The organism is Aeromonas sp. 82P, from assembly GCF_051919365.1.
GTDB lineage: Bacteria > Pseudomonadota > Gammaproteobacteria > Enterobacterales > Aeromonadaceae > Aeromonas > Aeromonas veronii.
Window position 1 is genome coordinate 1,897,896 of record NZ_JBQBEV010000001.1, and the last position, 14,324, is coordinate 1,912,219.

Consider the following 14,324-nt stretch of genomic DNA (forward strand, 5'->3'; position numbering starts at 1 on the left):
AGGCCTTGCCCGGCAAGGCCGCCATTACGCAAGGAAAACGCCATGGCTCAGCATTCCCACGCCGGTCAACCGGCCCGTTTAAGCGACCTGACCAACATCCCCCGTCTGGTCAGCGCCTACTACCTCAACAAGCCGGACATGAGCCGCCCCGAGCAGCGGGTGGCCTTTGGTACCTCCGGCCACCGCGGCAGCGCCCTGCACAATGCTTTTACCGAATCCCATATTCTGGCGGTGACCCAGGCGCTGGTGGAGTATCGCCAGCAGGCCGGTATCACTGGCCCGCTGTTTGTCGGCATGGATACCCACGCCCTGTCCGAATCCGCTTTTGCCAGCGCCGTCGAAGTGCTGGCCGCCAACGGCGTTGAAACCCGCATTCAGGCTGGCCTCGGTTTTACCCCGACCCCGGTCATCTCTCACGCCATCCTGCGCTACAACTCTGGCAAAGAAGGGGCCAGCAAGCCTGCAGCGCGCGCCGACGGCGTGGTGATCACCCCGTCCCACAACCCGCCGGAAGATGGTGGCTTCAAGTACAACCCGCCCCATGGTGGCCCCGCCGAAGGGGAGATCACCAAGTGGGTGGAAGACCGTGCCAACGCTATTCTGGAAGCGGGTCTGGCTGGCGTGAAACGGATGCCGTTCGCCGAGGCGCTCAAGAGCCCGTTCGTGGTCGAGCACGACTATGTCACCCCCTATGTGGATGATCTGAAGAACGTGCTGGACATGGATGCCATCAAGAACGCGGGCATCAAGATCGGTGTCGATCCGCTGGGTGGCTCCGGCGTTGCCTACTGGGATGTCATCGCCAAGACCTATGGCCTGAACATCGAAGTGGTGAACTACAAGGTCGACCCTACCTTCTCCTTCATGACCCTGGATAAAGACGGCAAGATCCGGATGGACTGCTCCAGCCCGTTCGCCATGGCGAGCCTGATTGCCCTTAAAGACAAGTTCGACATCGCCCTTGGCAACGACCCTGACTACGATCGTCACGGTATCGTTACCAAGTCTGGCCTGATGAACCCGAACCACTATCTGGCGGTGGCAATCCAGTATCTGTTTACCCATCGCACCGGCTGGTCTGCCGATGCAGCCGTTGGCAAGACGCTGGTCTCCTCTTCTATGATCGACCGGGTTGCCGGCGAGATTGGCCGCACCCTGAAAGAGGTGCCGGTCGGCTTCAAGTGGTTCGTGGATGGCCTCTACAGCGGCGAGTTCGGCTTTGGCGGCGAGGAGAGCGCGGGCGCCTCCTTCCTGCGCAAAGATGGCACCGTCTGGACCACCGACAAGGATGGTTTCATTCTGGCGCTGCTGGCGGCGGAAATTCTGGCGGTGACCGGCAAGGATCCGCAGGCTCACTACGATGCACTGGAAGCCAAGTTTGGCCGCTCCAGCTATCGCCGTATCGACGCCCCGGCCAACAGCGCCCAGAAAGCGGTGCTCTCCAAGCTGGATCCGGCACTGGTAGAAGCCTCCACCCTGGCGGGTGAGCCCATCATCGCCAAGCTGACCAAGGCGCCGGGCAACGATGCCGCCATCGGCGGTCTCAAGGTAGTGACTGAGAACGGCTGGTTCGCGGCGCGCCCCTCCGGCACCGAGTCCATCTACAAGATCTACATGGAGAGCTTCAAGGGCGACACGCACCTCGACCTCATCCAGCAGGAAGCCCAGCAGATCGTCTCCGCGGCGCTTGCCAAGGCAGGTGTATAAGCCACCTTCAAGTTACTGACCGTTGACAAAAAAGAGGAGCCGAAGTGGCTCCTCTTGTTTATGCGCGGGTTGAGGTGATCTAGTGTTTACGCCTCGTTACAGATCCCTGTACTCGCTCGGCGAGCTTGCCAACGTTTGAAGAAGGGGCGTGCTGGCAGCTTCATCAGGAACAGGGAGAGCAAGATCACCCCGATGCCGATCCACTGGCTGACATCCAGGGTTTCACCCACCATCAATACCCCAAGCGACACAGCCATCATGGGATTGGTGAGGGCCAGCATGCCCATCACCTCTGGGCCGTGGTGCTTTAATCCCCACAACCAGGCCCAGTAGCCCAGCGCGGTATTGAGCAGGATCAACCAGAGCAATCCCGGCGCACTAGCCGGATCCGGTAACGGCATTGGGCCAGCTAGCCACCAGGCGAGCGGGATCAGCATCAAGCCCCCAAGCAGCAATTGCCAGGCGGTCAGCGCCAGCAGATCGTTTACCGGCCAGTGGCGCATCCAGCGGCTGGATTGGCCGATCAGCACTGTGGCCAGCATGGCGCATGCAACTCCGACAGGATCCAGATTGGCAGAGGGGTTGAGCAACAGTAATACCCCAGCCAACCCCATCAATCCCAGTAGTAGCCATTTCAGGCTCGGTCGTGTGCCATCTTGCAACCAGGCCAGTAGCATCAGCACCAGCGGCAGGGTGGCACCAAGTGTACCTGCTACTGCCCCCGGCAGCCGGAAGGCCGCCACAAACAGCAAAGCGAAGAAGGCGGCAATGTTGCAAAATGCCAACAGGAACTGCTTGCCCCAGGGCAAAGGCGGCATGCGCGGATGCAACAGTAACAAGAGCAGCCCGGCAGGCATTGCTCGCCATACGGCAACCCAGTAGGGTGAGTAGTCAGTCAGGTAGAGGCTGACGACAGCATAGGTGCTGCCCCACAGCAGTGGAGCCAGCAAGGCGATCAGTATTGGCATTATTTATTTCTTCATGAAGTATCTTTGAGTAAAGATAAATTAATGCCAAATTGATTTATCATCAAGTATCTCGATATAAAGATAAGTAGTTGGCGATGGAATCAGATCATGTAGACCTGCTGCTGGCTCAGTGGGCCCGGCAGCGACCGGATCTCGACTGTTCTCCTATGGGGGTGCTGGGTCGGGTAGCCCGGATGGCGGCAATTGCCGGTCGTGAGGTGAGTGAAGAGCTCAAGGAGTGCGGCTTGCTTGGCACGGACTTCGACATTTTGGCGACCCTGCGTCGGTCGGGTGAGCCACTGACGCCGACAGTGCTCTACCAATCGGCCATGTTGAGTTCGGGTGCCATGACGGCCCGGCTCGACAAGCTGGCCGAGCGGGGACTGATAGAGCGGCAAGCGGCGCCCAGCGATCGGCGCAGCCTGCTGGTCTGCCTCACCGAATCGGGCAAAGCGCTTATCGACCGGGCGGTTGAGCTGCACGTGGCCAACGAGCGTCTCCTGCTGGCGCCACTGACCGAGGCGGAGCAGGCTCAGTTAGCGGCACTGCTCAAACGCTGGTTGCTGGAAAACGAATAACAAAAACGGGCCAGCAGGCCCGTTTTTGTTGGCAAATCAGTGCTTGACTCAGTAACCGCCTTTGGCCTCTTTAACCGCAAGCCCCAGCTGCCACACCGCCATGGCGTAGTGGGTGCTGTGGTTGTAACGGGTGATGGTGTAGAAGTTGGGTAGGCCGTACCAGTATTGGTAGCCGGTGCCGACATCGAGGCGCAGCATGCTCGACTCGCTGTGGTTGCCGAGGGTGCTGGTGGGCGTCAGCCCTGCGCGGCGCAGGGTGGCCACAGGGTAGCGGGTCTGGAAGCCATGCTCATAGCCGGGTAGTTGGCCCTGACCACGCACCGCCACCGGTTGGCCTTTCTCCCAGCCGTGGGCCTTGAAGTAGTTGGCGACGCTGCCGATGGCATCCACCGGATCCCACAGGTTGGTGTGGCCGTTGCCGTCAAAGTCCACCGCATAGCGCTGGAAGCTGGAGGGCATAAACTGGCCGTAGCCCATGGCGCCTGCATAGGATCCCTTGGGTTCGGTGGGGTCCATCCCCTCGTCGCGGGTCATCACCAGGAAGGCTTCCAGCTCGCTGGTGAAGAACTCGGCGCGACGCGGATAATCAAACGCCAGGGTGGCCAGCGCATCCAGAATGCGGGTCTTGCCCATCACCCGGCCCCAGCGGGTCTCGACCCCGATAATGCCGACGATGATCTCCGGCGGCACCCCGTAGATCTGCTCCGCCCGGTTCAGCTCGCTTGCGTATTCACGCCAGAAGTTGACGCCGTTCTGTACGTTGTCGGGGGTGATGAACTTGGCGCGATAGCGGTTCCAGGCGCCGGTCGGGCCGGTGGGCTTGGCGGTAGTCGGCGCCTGGGCATCCATCAGGCGGATGATCCAGTCGTAACGCTCTGCCTGTGCCAGCACCTGATGCAACTGGGCGTTGTCAAAACCGTGCTTCTCGACCATTTTCTGGACGAACCTGTCCACGTTGGGGCGATTGGCGAAGTCCCCCTTGCTAACCCCTTGTGTATAAACGGGTTTGCTCGATGGCGCCTGATTGATAAAGGCGCTCTTGGGCTGGGGGACGACCACGGGCTTTGGCGCGGGGGCGCTGCTGCAGCCACCGAGCAGGGGGAATAATGACAGAGTGAGAAGAGAGGCAAGGCGACGCATAGGGTTCTCAAAGAGACTGATAAAGTGTCGCAATGGTAAAACATTGTCATCCCCGTGCAAGTGTTCCGTGCGCCTTGTTTGCCGCCAATTCATCGTGCGATGGATTAGCCCTCCGGTGAGGGCTGTGCTGTTTATGGCTGGGGGGGACGCAGGGTGTGGTAACCGCTCCAGAGTCGGGTCAGGGTGGTGATGGCGCAGAGCAGGGCAAAGCCGTAGGCGAGCGGGGCGAAGGCGGCGGGCCACAGGCACATCAGCACAAAGAGGGCGATGGTCTCGCTCCCCTCGGTGAGGCCGCCCAGATAGTAGAGGGATTTGTGGTGGTAGATCGGATTGTCGATCCCCCGCTTGCCCGCCATGATGGCAAACGCCAGAAAGCTCGACCCTGTGCCCATAAAGGCAAACAGCAGGGTGGCGGCGGGCAGGGCATTGGCCGGTGTGGCGAGGGCAAAGCCCTGCACCACGGCGGCGTAGAAAATAAAGTCGAGCGTGATGTCGAGAAAGCCGCCGCAGTCGGTGATGCCGGTTTCCCGCGCCACGGCGCCGTCGAGCCCGTCCAGCAGCCGGTTGAATAGGATCGCCGCCAGCGCCCACGGATAGCAGCCAAAGGCCAGCAGCGGCAGCGCCAGCATGCCGATGGCAAAGCCGGTGAGGCTCACCTGATTGGCACTGATCCCCGCACGGCAGAGCGGTTTGGCAAGCTGGGTGAGGGGGCTGCGGATCACGGGGATCAGGTGGCGGTCAAACAAGGTGAACTCCTCGGTTAAAAACAGGATTCGGTGAGGTGGAGTATGGTGCCCGGCGCGTCGTCTGCGTCGTGGGTCACCAGGATGGCGGGGATGGCCAGCGCCTTGATCTGCGCGAACACCAGTTCGCGAAAGGCGGCCCGCAGCGGCTTGTCGAGGCGGGAGAAGGGCTCGTCCAGCAGCAGGGCGTCGGGTTTGGCCAACAGCGCCCGCAGCAGGCTGACCCGCGCCCGCTGACCCCCTGACAGCAGCTGCGGCAGCTTGTCAGCCTGATCCGCCAGCGCGACTTGTGCCAATGCGGTCAGTGCCTTTTCCCGCCGTGCGTGTTTTCTCTTGATGGTCGCTGGCATGCCGAACATCAGGTTTTCCGCCACCGTCAGATGGTCAAACAGCAGGTCATCCTGAAACAGCATGCCGATGCGCCGCGCTTGCGCGGGCAAGGCGTTGAGTGGCCGCTCGCCGAGCCTTACCTCCCCCTCCAGCCGGATCGGGCCGCTATCTGTCTGCGCGCCGGGCAGTACCCCGGCCAGCCCCGCCAGCAGGGAGCTTTTACCGCAGCCGCTGGGCCCCATCAGGGTTAATACCTCGCCGGGGGCCACCTGCAGGGCGGGCAGCGAGAGCAGCAGTTTTTCATCAAGGTAAAGTCGAAGAGGCGTGGTGCTCAGCATATGGCTGTTTCCATCATCAGAGTTCATCGTGAGCCGCCCCCCTTGAGCGCCGGATTGATCCGCGCCGGCAGCCAGAGTGCCAGCAGGTAGATAATGAGTGGCAACAGCAGTTGCAGCAGGCCGTATAGACCCGCCAGCCGCCGATTGAGGCCGCTGCCGATGGCCACCGCTTCGGTGGTGATGGTGACCACTCTGCCTGCGCCAAAGAGCAGGGTCGGCAGATATTGGGCCAAACTCACCGCCGCCCCGACGCCGAAGGCAAACAGCAGCGGGCGCGCCAGCAGCGGCGCTTTCACTTGCCACCAGGCTCGCCATGGCGTTGCCCCCAGCAGCAGGGCGCTCTGGGTGACCCGCGGATCGAACTGGCGATAGGGGCCGTGCAGGCAGAGATAGACATAGGGAAAGACAAACAACAGCTGGCTCCAGAGCACCCAGCCCCAGCCAATGCCGCTGCTTATCGAGTCATGTGCAAGCCAGTCCACCCCGAGTCGGATGCCAAACAGCAGGCTCGCCTGCGGCAGCAACAGCGGCAGGCAGATAAGCCAGAGCGGCCAGGGACGGCGCCCGGCTTGCGCCTCCAGACTGCACACCGCCATCACCAGTGCCAACAAGCCGCTCGCCAGTGCCAGCAGTGCGCTGGTTGCCAGCAGTGGCAGCAGGGTTGGCAGCAGATCCAGCCAGTAGTGACTGCTCCACTGGCTGGGCCAGAGGGCGGGAAAGGGCCAGCGGCGCGCCAGCGACCAGAGCAGCAGCGCCGCCAGCACCGCCAGATTGAGGGTGATCAGAGTGAGTGCAAAGCCCGCTGTGAGCCGGTTGGCAAAGGAGTGGGGCGCCGCCCGTTTGCCATCGAGCCAGCAGCCTTTGCCCAGCTCTTGATGAAGCCACTCCAGTAATCTGAACAGAGCGATGAGCAGTGCCGTGATGGCGAGCAGCAGCAGGGCGCCGCTGGCGGTAGCGCCGCGCCAGAGCAGGTCCGGATCCTCATACCAAAGCCACAGCCGCACCGCCAGCGGGGTGGGGGCATCGGGCCCGAGCAGCTGGGCGAGATCCACCACCGCCACTCCGTAGGCTGCCACCGCATAGATGGGCAGGCGCAGGGCGGGCCAGAGCGCCGGCAGCAGCAGGCGCCACCAGATCTGGGGGGCGCTGAAGCCAAGGCTCGCCCCCAGCCACTGCTGGCGTGCCAGCTGGATGGGTTGCTGTGCGGCCATCGCCATCAGCAGCAAAAAGGGGGTCTCCTTGAAAACGAGCAGTGCAATCAGCCCGAGCCCCAGAGGGTCGCGAATGGTCTGCCAGTCGGGAGGCAGTTCAAACCCGGTCAGAGCTGGCGAGACGAGTCGCAGCAGCCAGCCGGAGGGGGCGAGCAGAAAGGCAAAACCGATGGCAAAGGCGACGTGGGGCATGGCCAGCATGGGCGAGAGCAGGCGGCGGAGCAGCCCGAAAGCCCGGCTGTCGCTGTGGGCCAGCAGCAAGGCGGTCATCAGCAGGCTGCCGAGGGTGGAGGCGGCGCCAATCCACAGGCTCAGCGCAGCGGAGTGCCACAGGCCAGGCTGGGCCAGCAGCAAGGCGAGATGAGAGGCGGTCATCCCTTCCGCCAGCAGTTGCCACAGCCCCGCCAGCAATGGGATGACGAAGATCGCCAGATAAATGACCGCCATCCCCGTACTCATACTGGGGTGGCGTGTCAACTGGCGCCACGGTCGGGAGCGGGAAAGCGGGTGACCAGCGGCACTCATCAGTGACCGTAACGCTCGGCCCAGGCCGCTTCCAGTTTGAGCTGCCAGCTGGGGTGAGGCTCGGCCACCGCTTTGAAGCACAGAGCCGGTTGCCCCTTGGCGGGATCAGGCAGCGCATCGGCCCGCAGCACGCTGGGATCACCCCAGAAGGCCGGATTGGCTTTTCGTGCCTGCGCCGCCGGGCTCAGCAGGAAGTTGGCCACCACCTTGGCACCCGCACGGGCACTGGCGTTGAAGGGGATGGCGAGAAAATGGCTGTTGGTGAGCGCGCCTTTCTCCATGGCAACTGCCTCCACGCTGGGGGGCAGGGCGCCAATCTGGGCGGCACTCTGCGCCTCCTGCGGGTTGAAGCTGATAGCCATGGCCAGTTCGCCATCATCGAGCAGCTGGCGGGTTTCGGCGGCGCTGGTGGGGAACAGTTTGCCCTTGCGCCAGAGTGCCGGATGCAGCTCATCGAGCCAGGCCCAGAGCGGGGCGGTGAGCTTGGCAAAATCGCTCTCGGTCGCCTCCCGATAGAGGGGGGCGGGGTTTGGCGTCAACTCCAGCAGGATCTGCTTGAGAAAACTGGAGCCATGGAACTGGGGCGGCTTGGGATAGGTGAAGCGGCCGGGATGGGCCTTGGCCCACGCCAGCAGGGCTGCAGCCGAGGTGGGCGCTCTGGCGACCTCTTCGGTATCGACCATCAGATTGAGCTGGCCGATGCCCCAGGGGGCTTCAAGCCCTGCCACCGGCAGGGTGAAGTCCTCACTCACCGGCAGGCTGCTGTCGACCAGCGCCATGTTGGGTAGCTCGGCGGTAAAGGGAGCGCCGAGCAGCCCCTGCTCTTTGAGCGCCTTGAAGTTCTCGCCGTTGACCCAGAGCAGATCGATGGGGCCGCCAGCTTGCTTGCCCGCCTGCTTGTTGGCCAGCAGCTGGCTGACGCTCTGGGCGATATCATCCACCTTCACCTGCACCAGTTTGACCTGATAGTCGCGCGCCAGCTCCTGCCCGGCCCACACCAGATAGGCGTTGATCTCCGGGCTGCCGCCCCAGGCGTTGAAGTAGACGGTCTGTCCCTTCGCCTCCTCAAGGGTCCGTTGCCAGTTGTCATCAGGGGTGGCTAACAGCGGACCGCTGGCCAGCAGTGGCAGGGCGCACAGCAGGGCGTTTAGCCGCTGTTTGAGCTGTGAGTTGAGTTGTGAGAATGGCTTGAGCATAAACGTTTCCCTGATTGTCAGGCGCCACGGCGCCAGCGGTGATAACGGGCCAGCAACGGCAGCACCCGGGTGGGCTGGTGGGCCCGTTTCCATTCACCCGCCACGTATTTGTTCCCCTCCATCAGGGTGGGATAGGCGTGAATGGTGCCGAGGATCTTGCCAAGGCCGAGGCGGTGACGCATGGCGAGCACGAACTCGGCGATCCGCTCACCGGCGTGAGTGCCCACTATGGTGGCGCCAAGGATAGTATCCTTGCCCGGCACGGTCAGCACCTCGACAAAACCGTGGCGCTCCCCATCGGCAATGGCTCTGTCCAGCTCGGCCAGCTCGAAGCGGGTCGCCTCGAAGGGGATCCCCTGCGCTTCGGCTTCCTTGCGATTTAGGCCGACCCGGGCAATCTCCGGCGTGGTGTAGGTGGCCGCCGGAATGACCCTATAGTCGGCCCGAAAGCGCTTGAACTGGCCAAACAGGGCATTTACTGCCGCATACCAGGCCTGATGGGCGGCAAAGTGGGTGAACTGGTAAGGGCCCGCTACGTCTCCTACCGCCAGTATGCTGGGGAAGTTGGTGGCAAGGAAGCCATCGACCGCTAGGGTGCCGCTGGGGGCAAGCTCGACCCCCAACGCTTCGAGCCCGAAGCCGCTCACATTGGCGACCCGACCCAGTGCCAGCAGCAGTTGATCCCCTTCCACCACCTGTGTCTCATCGCCACGGCGCAGTTGCAGCCGGATGGGGAGATCCCCATCGGCTGCGGGCAGATAGTCGGCTCGTTCGGCGCGCCAGCCGGTGAGTAGCTGCACGCCATCGCGGCTTATTTGATCGGCCAGCGCGTCGGCTACCTCTCTATCTTCGCGGGGCAGCAGTTGCTCCGAGAGTTCCACCAAGGTCACGGGAATGCCGAGCAGGGCGAAGCTCTGAGCCAGCTCGCAGCCGATAGGGCCACCGCCCAGCACCAGCAGGCGACGCGGCGGAGTGCGCAGCTGCCAGAGGCTATCCGAGGTGAGGTAAGGCACCTGATCCAGCCCCGGCAGCTTGGGCACCAGCGGCCGGGCGCCGGAGGCGATGACGATATGACGGCTGGCAAGGCGCTGGCCGTTCACTTCCACCTCCCAGGGGGAGACTAGCCGCGCCTCTCCTTCGATGCACTCCACCCCAAGCCCTTCATAGCGCTCGATGGAATCGTGGGGCTCGACCTCCTTGATAACTTCAGCCACCCGCTCCATCACGGCGGCAAAATCGGCGCGGGAGTGGCTTGGGCTAAAGCCCAGCTCGTCGGCTTTACGCTGCTCTGCGGCAAAGCGGGCGCTTCGGATCAATGCCTTGGAGGGGACGCAACCGCTGTTGAGGCAATCGCCCCCCATCTTGTGCTTCTCGATGAGCGCCACTTTGGCCTTCACCGCTGCCGCGATATAGCTGGTAACCAACCCACCTGCCCCAGCACCTATTACCAGCAGGTTGTAGTCATAGCGAGCGGGTTTGCGGTAAGGGGCGAGCAGGCGCCGTCGCGCGAGGTATGTGGTCAATTTCTTGACCAGCCAGGGCATCAGCCCCAGCAGGGTCAGCGCGACCATCAGTCCGGGGGAGAGGATATTGCCGGTGCTGGTCAACTGGCCAAGCTCGCTGCCCGCCAGCACATAGACGAAGGTGCCGGGCAGCATGCCAAGCTGGCTGACCCAGTAGTAGGTGCTGACTCTGATGGGGGTGAGCCCCATCAGCAGATTGACCAGAAAGAAGGGGAAGATGGGGATTAGGCGCAGGCTGAGCAGATAGAAGGCCCCCTCCTTCGCCATGCCGGACTGAAAGGTGGCCAGCTTGTCGCCAAAGCGCCGCTCGACCCAGTCGCGCAGCAGAAAACGGGCGCTGAGAAAGGCCAGGGTTGCGCCTATGGTGCTGGCGAAGGAAACCAGTAGCAGCCCCCAGGCGACACCGAACACAGCGCTGCCACCCAGGGTGAGCAAGCTGGCGCCGGGCAGGGAGAGGGCAGTGCTCAGCACATAGATAAGCACGAACAGCAGGCTGGCCGAGACAAAGTGGCTGTCGACCCATTGCGCCACTGCCGCCTGCTGGGCCTGCAAGGCGTCCAGAGTGAGGTAACGACCGAGATCGAGGGCAAAAAAGGTGCCTATAAGGCTCCCCATCACCAGCGCAAGCAGCAGGCGGGTCCGGTTCATCAGGCGTCCTTGCTGTCGGGCTTGGCAGGGCGTTCCGGTTGCACCGGCAGCTGGCAGAAGCCCTGCGGCGCGATATCGAGGGCGGCGTTGAACTTGGCCGACATGTTCTGGAAGGCGATAAGGCCGGTCAGCTCCACCATGGCATCGTCATCGAACCAGGGTTTGAGGCGGGCCGCTTGCTCGTCGCTCACCCCATCGAGGCCAGTCATCGCTTCTGTGTAGTCGAGCACAGCTTTTTCCCGCTCGTCGAACAAGGGGCTTTCGCGCCAGTTGGCGAGCGCCTCCACCTTCTCGCTGGAGCCGGCTCTCTTTATCAGGGTCATGGCATTGATGTCGACGCAAAAACGACACCAGTTGAGCTGGGAGACCCGCACCGTCACCAGAGAACGCAGCACGGGATCGATGGGGGAGCGCTTGCGGTTGATGACCCCGTAGAGGGTGGCGACGGCGGCAAAGAGGCGCGGCGAGCGGCCCCAGCATTTGCCCGGAATAAGCACCTGACCATAGTTGCGCTTTTGCAGCCAGAAAAAGGGGCGGATAAACCAGGCATATTCCCGGTCGGGTTTGACCTCAACGCGCATCAGTTACCTTCTTGTTGTTTCACACTTACGGTTTCAAATTGGGTTTGTAGGCCTGACCGAGTCGCTCATTCAGGCGGGTCAGGAAATCCTCGATCCGCGCCCGGTTGGTGCCCAGATCGCTTTGCCCCTGACGGGAGGCTGATCGCATATCGATGCGGGTCTCTTTGGGGCCGGCAAAGACCCGCAGCGCCACATCATCTTGAAAGCCGAACCAGCCGGTGGTGACCACCGCATCCAGACCATCCGGGCTGGGTCGTACCTGCCAGCCCAGCTCCTGCATCAGTTCGTTGGCTTCAATCACCACTTCGGCAGGAGAGGCCCTGGTAAAGAGAGGACCGGGTTCTGCCTCAACTGCTTTCAGCGGTGCGCTATTTATTGGCAGATCCTGCGCCGTTCTGAGCTCTGCCGCCCAGCGCAGCTGGGGGGGATTGTAGGGATCTGTGCTCACATCGTTGATCAGCGGCATGCGCAGCGCCTGTGCCACAAAGGTCAGCGGTAGCAGCAGTGGCAAGGCGCCAAGGCCGCTGGCATAGCGGTTACGGCTCCAGGGCAGGCGTACCAGCAAGATCAGGGAGACAAGGGCTCCGATGAGACAGATCGCAAAACCGATCCACCAGGGCCAGAGATGAAAGCGGCTGCCGAGGGCGCCAGCGAGCGGGAGTAACCAGGCCAGCAGGGGCCACAAGCAAGAGCGGGGCATAGCACGGGATCCATCGTCGAATGTGGACAATGCCGAGAAGGATAAACTTAATTGCCTGATAACGTTAGTAAATTGATGCGAGTTTGGCGTGGTTTTGGCCAGTTTTGCGAGGGAGATGCAGAGGTCGGTGAAGCCCGCCTGATGCCTGATGGGAGCTTCACCGAGAAAATGGTCAGTTGCGATGACTTAGTTGCGATAGAGCACTTTAGTCTTGTGTTCTTAAGATAAATGTTGAGCTGTTCAATATTCGTTCCAAACGAAGGGGCCTTTACTGTGACTATTAACTAAACCTCTTGAAATTATGGTGATTAACCCATATATCAAATACTGACTTTGGTGGGGGTTCACATGGCGCTAGATAAGGTAGAGCAAAAGATAGTCGAGCAGTACTTTGATATGAGGACGGGCTATGTCCTACATCATAGTAACCGCACGTTTGCAGATTTTTTCGAACAGTTTGATATTGAGATTTACAATGACCGATATTGCGATATCGGCGATTCGAAAGCTAAGCGCCTTCGTTCATTTTTTGGTGATGCATCCGATCGGTTGAGTTGATATGATGAACTCTTTTGAGACCGACAGCTTCATGACATCCATCCCCGTTCACTGTCCTCGTTGCAACTCTGACCACGTATATCGCCATGGTAAGACCCCTGCTGGCCATGTTCGCTATCGTTGCCCCGTCTGTCCGCACGTGTTTCAGCTCACCTACACCTATGAAGCCCGCAAGCCTGGCGTCAAAGACAAGATTGTTGATATGGCGTTCAACGGCTCAGGTGTTCGTGATACTGCTCGCGTCCTCAAGATTGGCATCAACACCGTCATACGCACCCTAAAAAACTCGCCCCAAGGCAAGTAACCTCCGAAAAGGTGGTGCTCTATGACGTGGCGCTTATCTGTGAACTTGATGAACAGTGGGCCTATGTTGGCAACAAACAGCATCAACATTGGCTTTGGTATGCTTTTGATACCAAGAGAAAACGAGTCGTGGCCTATACCTTTGGCCCACGCAACGATGAGACATGCAGTCGGTTGCTGAGCCTGCTTTCTCCGTTCCAGATAGGCTTTATCACCAGTGATGACTGGGGAAGCTATGCCAGAGAGGTGCCGAGCGAGATGCATCTGACCGGGAAGATATTCACCCAGCGTATCGAGCGTAACAACCTGACGCTCAGAACGCGCATCAAGCGATTGGCTCGCAAGACCATCTGCTTCTCTCGTTCCGTTGAGCTCCACGAGAAAGTGATTGGTGCCTTTATAGAAAGACACCATTTCAACTGATTGGAGTCATTACCCATTTTTTAATCAGCATGACGATGAAATCATAGGCAAAGTTATACTCGCATTAATCGAAGATAACGATATCGAACAAAATTTAAATTCACCTCCCAAAAATCAGGAACTGCGCCAGCGTTGCATTGATATTGCAAATCGATTGATTAATTCGGCTACTACAGCTGCACCAACTCAACATAATCCGTTAGTGAACCCGTTTAAATCACAACAAGCTCGTGCCATAAATGAAATATTCAGCGCAGCCATACCAACTAAACCATTATTCGTAGCTTCGAGTTGTACACCCTCTAAACCGAAATATTCTCAAGCAGCCCCTTCTATGACTACACCCTCGATACCAGAAAAAGAAAAAATCTTTATTGTTCATGGGCATGATGAGCACTTGTTGAGTGAAACAGAAAATTTACTCCGCAAGCTCAATCTGGAGCCTATAGTTCTTCGCGATCAGCATAGTGGTGGCAAGACGATTATCGAGAAATTAGAAAAATATGGGGATGTTCGATACGCGGTCATTCTTTATACCGCTTGCGATGAAGGTCGAAAAATTGGTACTCCGGAAGTTAATCCTCGAGCCAGACAAAATGTAGTGTTCGAGCATGGTTACTTTATCGGTCGTCTAGGACGTGAAAATGTAGCTGCTGTTGTTAAAGGGACAGTGGAAATCCAAGGCGATATAAGTGGAGTCGTATATCACCAGTATCAGACTGGATGGCAACTTGAGTTAGCTAAAGAAATGAAACGCTCAGGTTTGAATGTTGATTTGAATCACCTATGATCACAGAAGTAATTATGAGCCCTTAAAGGGCTCAAGTAATTTCAGCAACGGGTAAGGCTCTT

At 60.2% G+C, this 14,324-nt stretch carries 13 protein-coding genes; 4 read left to right on the forward strand and 9 right to left on the reverse strand.

All coding sequences use genetic code 11. The annotated features are described in order from the left end of the window. Window positions 1-42: 42 nt before the first annotated feature. Entirely contained in the window at window positions 43-1,707 is a 1,665-nt protein-coding gene (gene pgm / locus ACTG2S_RS08835) for a phosphoglucomutase (alpha-D-glucose-1,6-bisphosphate-dependent) (RefSeq protein ID WP_274161869.1), read from the forward strand. A gap of 86 nt (window positions 1,708-1,793) precedes the next feature. On the opposite strand, the gene ACTG2S_RS08840 is transcribed toward pgm, so the two are convergent. Next, window positions 1,794-2,675, reverse strand: a complete 882-nt coding sequence (locus ACTG2S_RS08840) for a DMT family transporter (RefSeq protein ID WP_274161870.1) — start codon at window positions 2,673-2,675, stop codon at window positions 1,794-1,796. 95 nt (window positions 2,676-2,770) lie between these two features. On the opposite strand from ACTG2S_RS08840, the gene ACTG2S_RS08845 reads away from it, so the two are divergent. Beyond that, window positions 2,771-3,253, forward strand: a complete 483-nt coding sequence (locus ACTG2S_RS08845; RefSeq protein ID WP_274161871.1) for a MarR family winged helix-turn-helix transcriptional regulator — start codon at window positions 2,771-2,773, stop codon at window positions 3,251-3,253. Between the two features lie 48 nt (window positions 3,254-3,301). Here the strand turns inward: ACTG2S_RS08845 and mltB are convergent, their stop codons facing one another. The 8 genes from mltB to ACTG2S_RS08885 all read right to left on the reverse strand — a co-directional run bounded on the left by mltB (window position 3,302) and on the right by ACTG2S_RS08885 (window position 12,188). Next, the gene (mltB, locus tag ACTG2S_RS08850) at window positions 3,302-4,393 is read right to left on the reverse strand and encodes a lytic murein transglycosylase B (protein ID WP_274161872.1); all 1,092 of its coding nucleotides are present in this window, start codon (window positions 4,391-4,393) and stop codon (window positions 3,302-3,304) included. A gap of 131 nt (window positions 4,394-4,524) precedes the next feature. Beyond that, window positions 4,525-5,139 carry a CDP-alcohol phosphatidyltransferase family protein gene (locus tag ACTG2S_RS08855; protein ID WP_274161873.1) on the reverse strand — a complete coding sequence of 205 codons (615 nt, stop codon included), beginning with the start codon at window positions 5,137-5,139 and terminating at the stop codon, window positions 4,525-4,527. Between the two features lie 14 nt (window positions 5,140-5,153). Further along, window positions 5,154-5,804 carry an ATP-binding cassette domain-containing protein gene (locus tag ACTG2S_RS08860; RefSeq protein ID WP_274161874.1) on the reverse strand — a complete coding sequence of 217 codons (651 nt, stop codon included), beginning with the start codon at window positions 5,802-5,804 and terminating at the stop codon, window positions 5,154-5,156. Between the two features lie 23 nt (window positions 5,805-5,827). Next, window positions 5,828-7,462 carry an ABC transporter permease gene (locus ACTG2S_RS08865; protein WP_274161875.1) on the reverse strand — a complete coding sequence of 545 codons (1,635 nt, stop codon included), beginning with the start codon at window positions 7,460-7,462 and terminating at the stop codon, window positions 5,828-5,830. 77 nt (window positions 7,463-7,539) lie between these two features. After that, window positions 7,540-8,736: an ABC transporter substrate-binding protein gene (locus ACTG2S_RS08870; protein ID WP_439982350.1), complete on the reverse strand. Its 1,197-nt coding sequence runs from the start codon at window positions 8,734-8,736 to the stop codon at window positions 7,540-7,542. Between the two features lie 17 nt (window positions 8,737-8,753). Next, on the reverse strand, window positions 8,754-10,907 hold the full coding sequence (locus tag ACTG2S_RS08875; protein WP_274161877.1) for an FAD-dependent oxidoreductase: 2,154 nt from the start codon (window positions 10,905-10,907) through the stop codon (window positions 8,754-8,756). Beyond that, window positions 10,907-11,488: a carboxymuconolactone decarboxylase family protein gene (locus ACTG2S_RS08880; protein ID WP_274161878.1), complete on the reverse strand. Its 582-nt coding sequence runs from the start codon at window positions 11,486-11,488 to the stop codon at window positions 10,907-10,909. The genes ACTG2S_RS08875 and ACTG2S_RS08880 overlap by 1 nt, the downstream gene beginning before the upstream one ends. Before the next feature lie 25 nt (window positions 11,489-11,513). Beyond that, complete coding sequence (locus ACTG2S_RS08885; protein ID WP_159143463.1) at window positions 11,514-12,188, reverse strand: DUF1499 domain-containing protein; 675 nt, start codon at window positions 12,186-12,188, stop codon at window positions 11,514-11,516. A gap of 589 nt (window positions 12,189-12,777) precedes the next feature. Here ACTG2S_RS08885 and ACTG2S_RS08890 point away from each other — a divergent pair. Both ACTG2S_RS08890 and ACTG2S_RS08895 read left to right on the forward strand, forming a co-directional pair. Next, window positions 12,778-13,472, forward strand: a protein-coding gene (locus ACTG2S_RS08890) for an IS1 family transposase (RefSeq protein WP_376870036.1) whose coding sequence is annotated in 2 segments (ribosomal slippage) — window positions 12,778-13,024 and window positions 13,024-13,472 — 696 coding nt in all. Because the reading frame shifts where the segments join, the coding sequence is not laid out codon by codon here. A 334-nt stretch (window positions 13,473-13,806) separates the two neighbouring features. Next, complete coding sequence (locus tag ACTG2S_RS08895) at window positions 13,807-14,262, forward strand: nucleotide-binding protein (protein WP_279498057.1); 456 nt, start codon at window positions 13,807-13,809, stop codon at window positions 14,260-14,262. Window positions 14,263-14,324 lie beyond the last annotated feature (62 nt).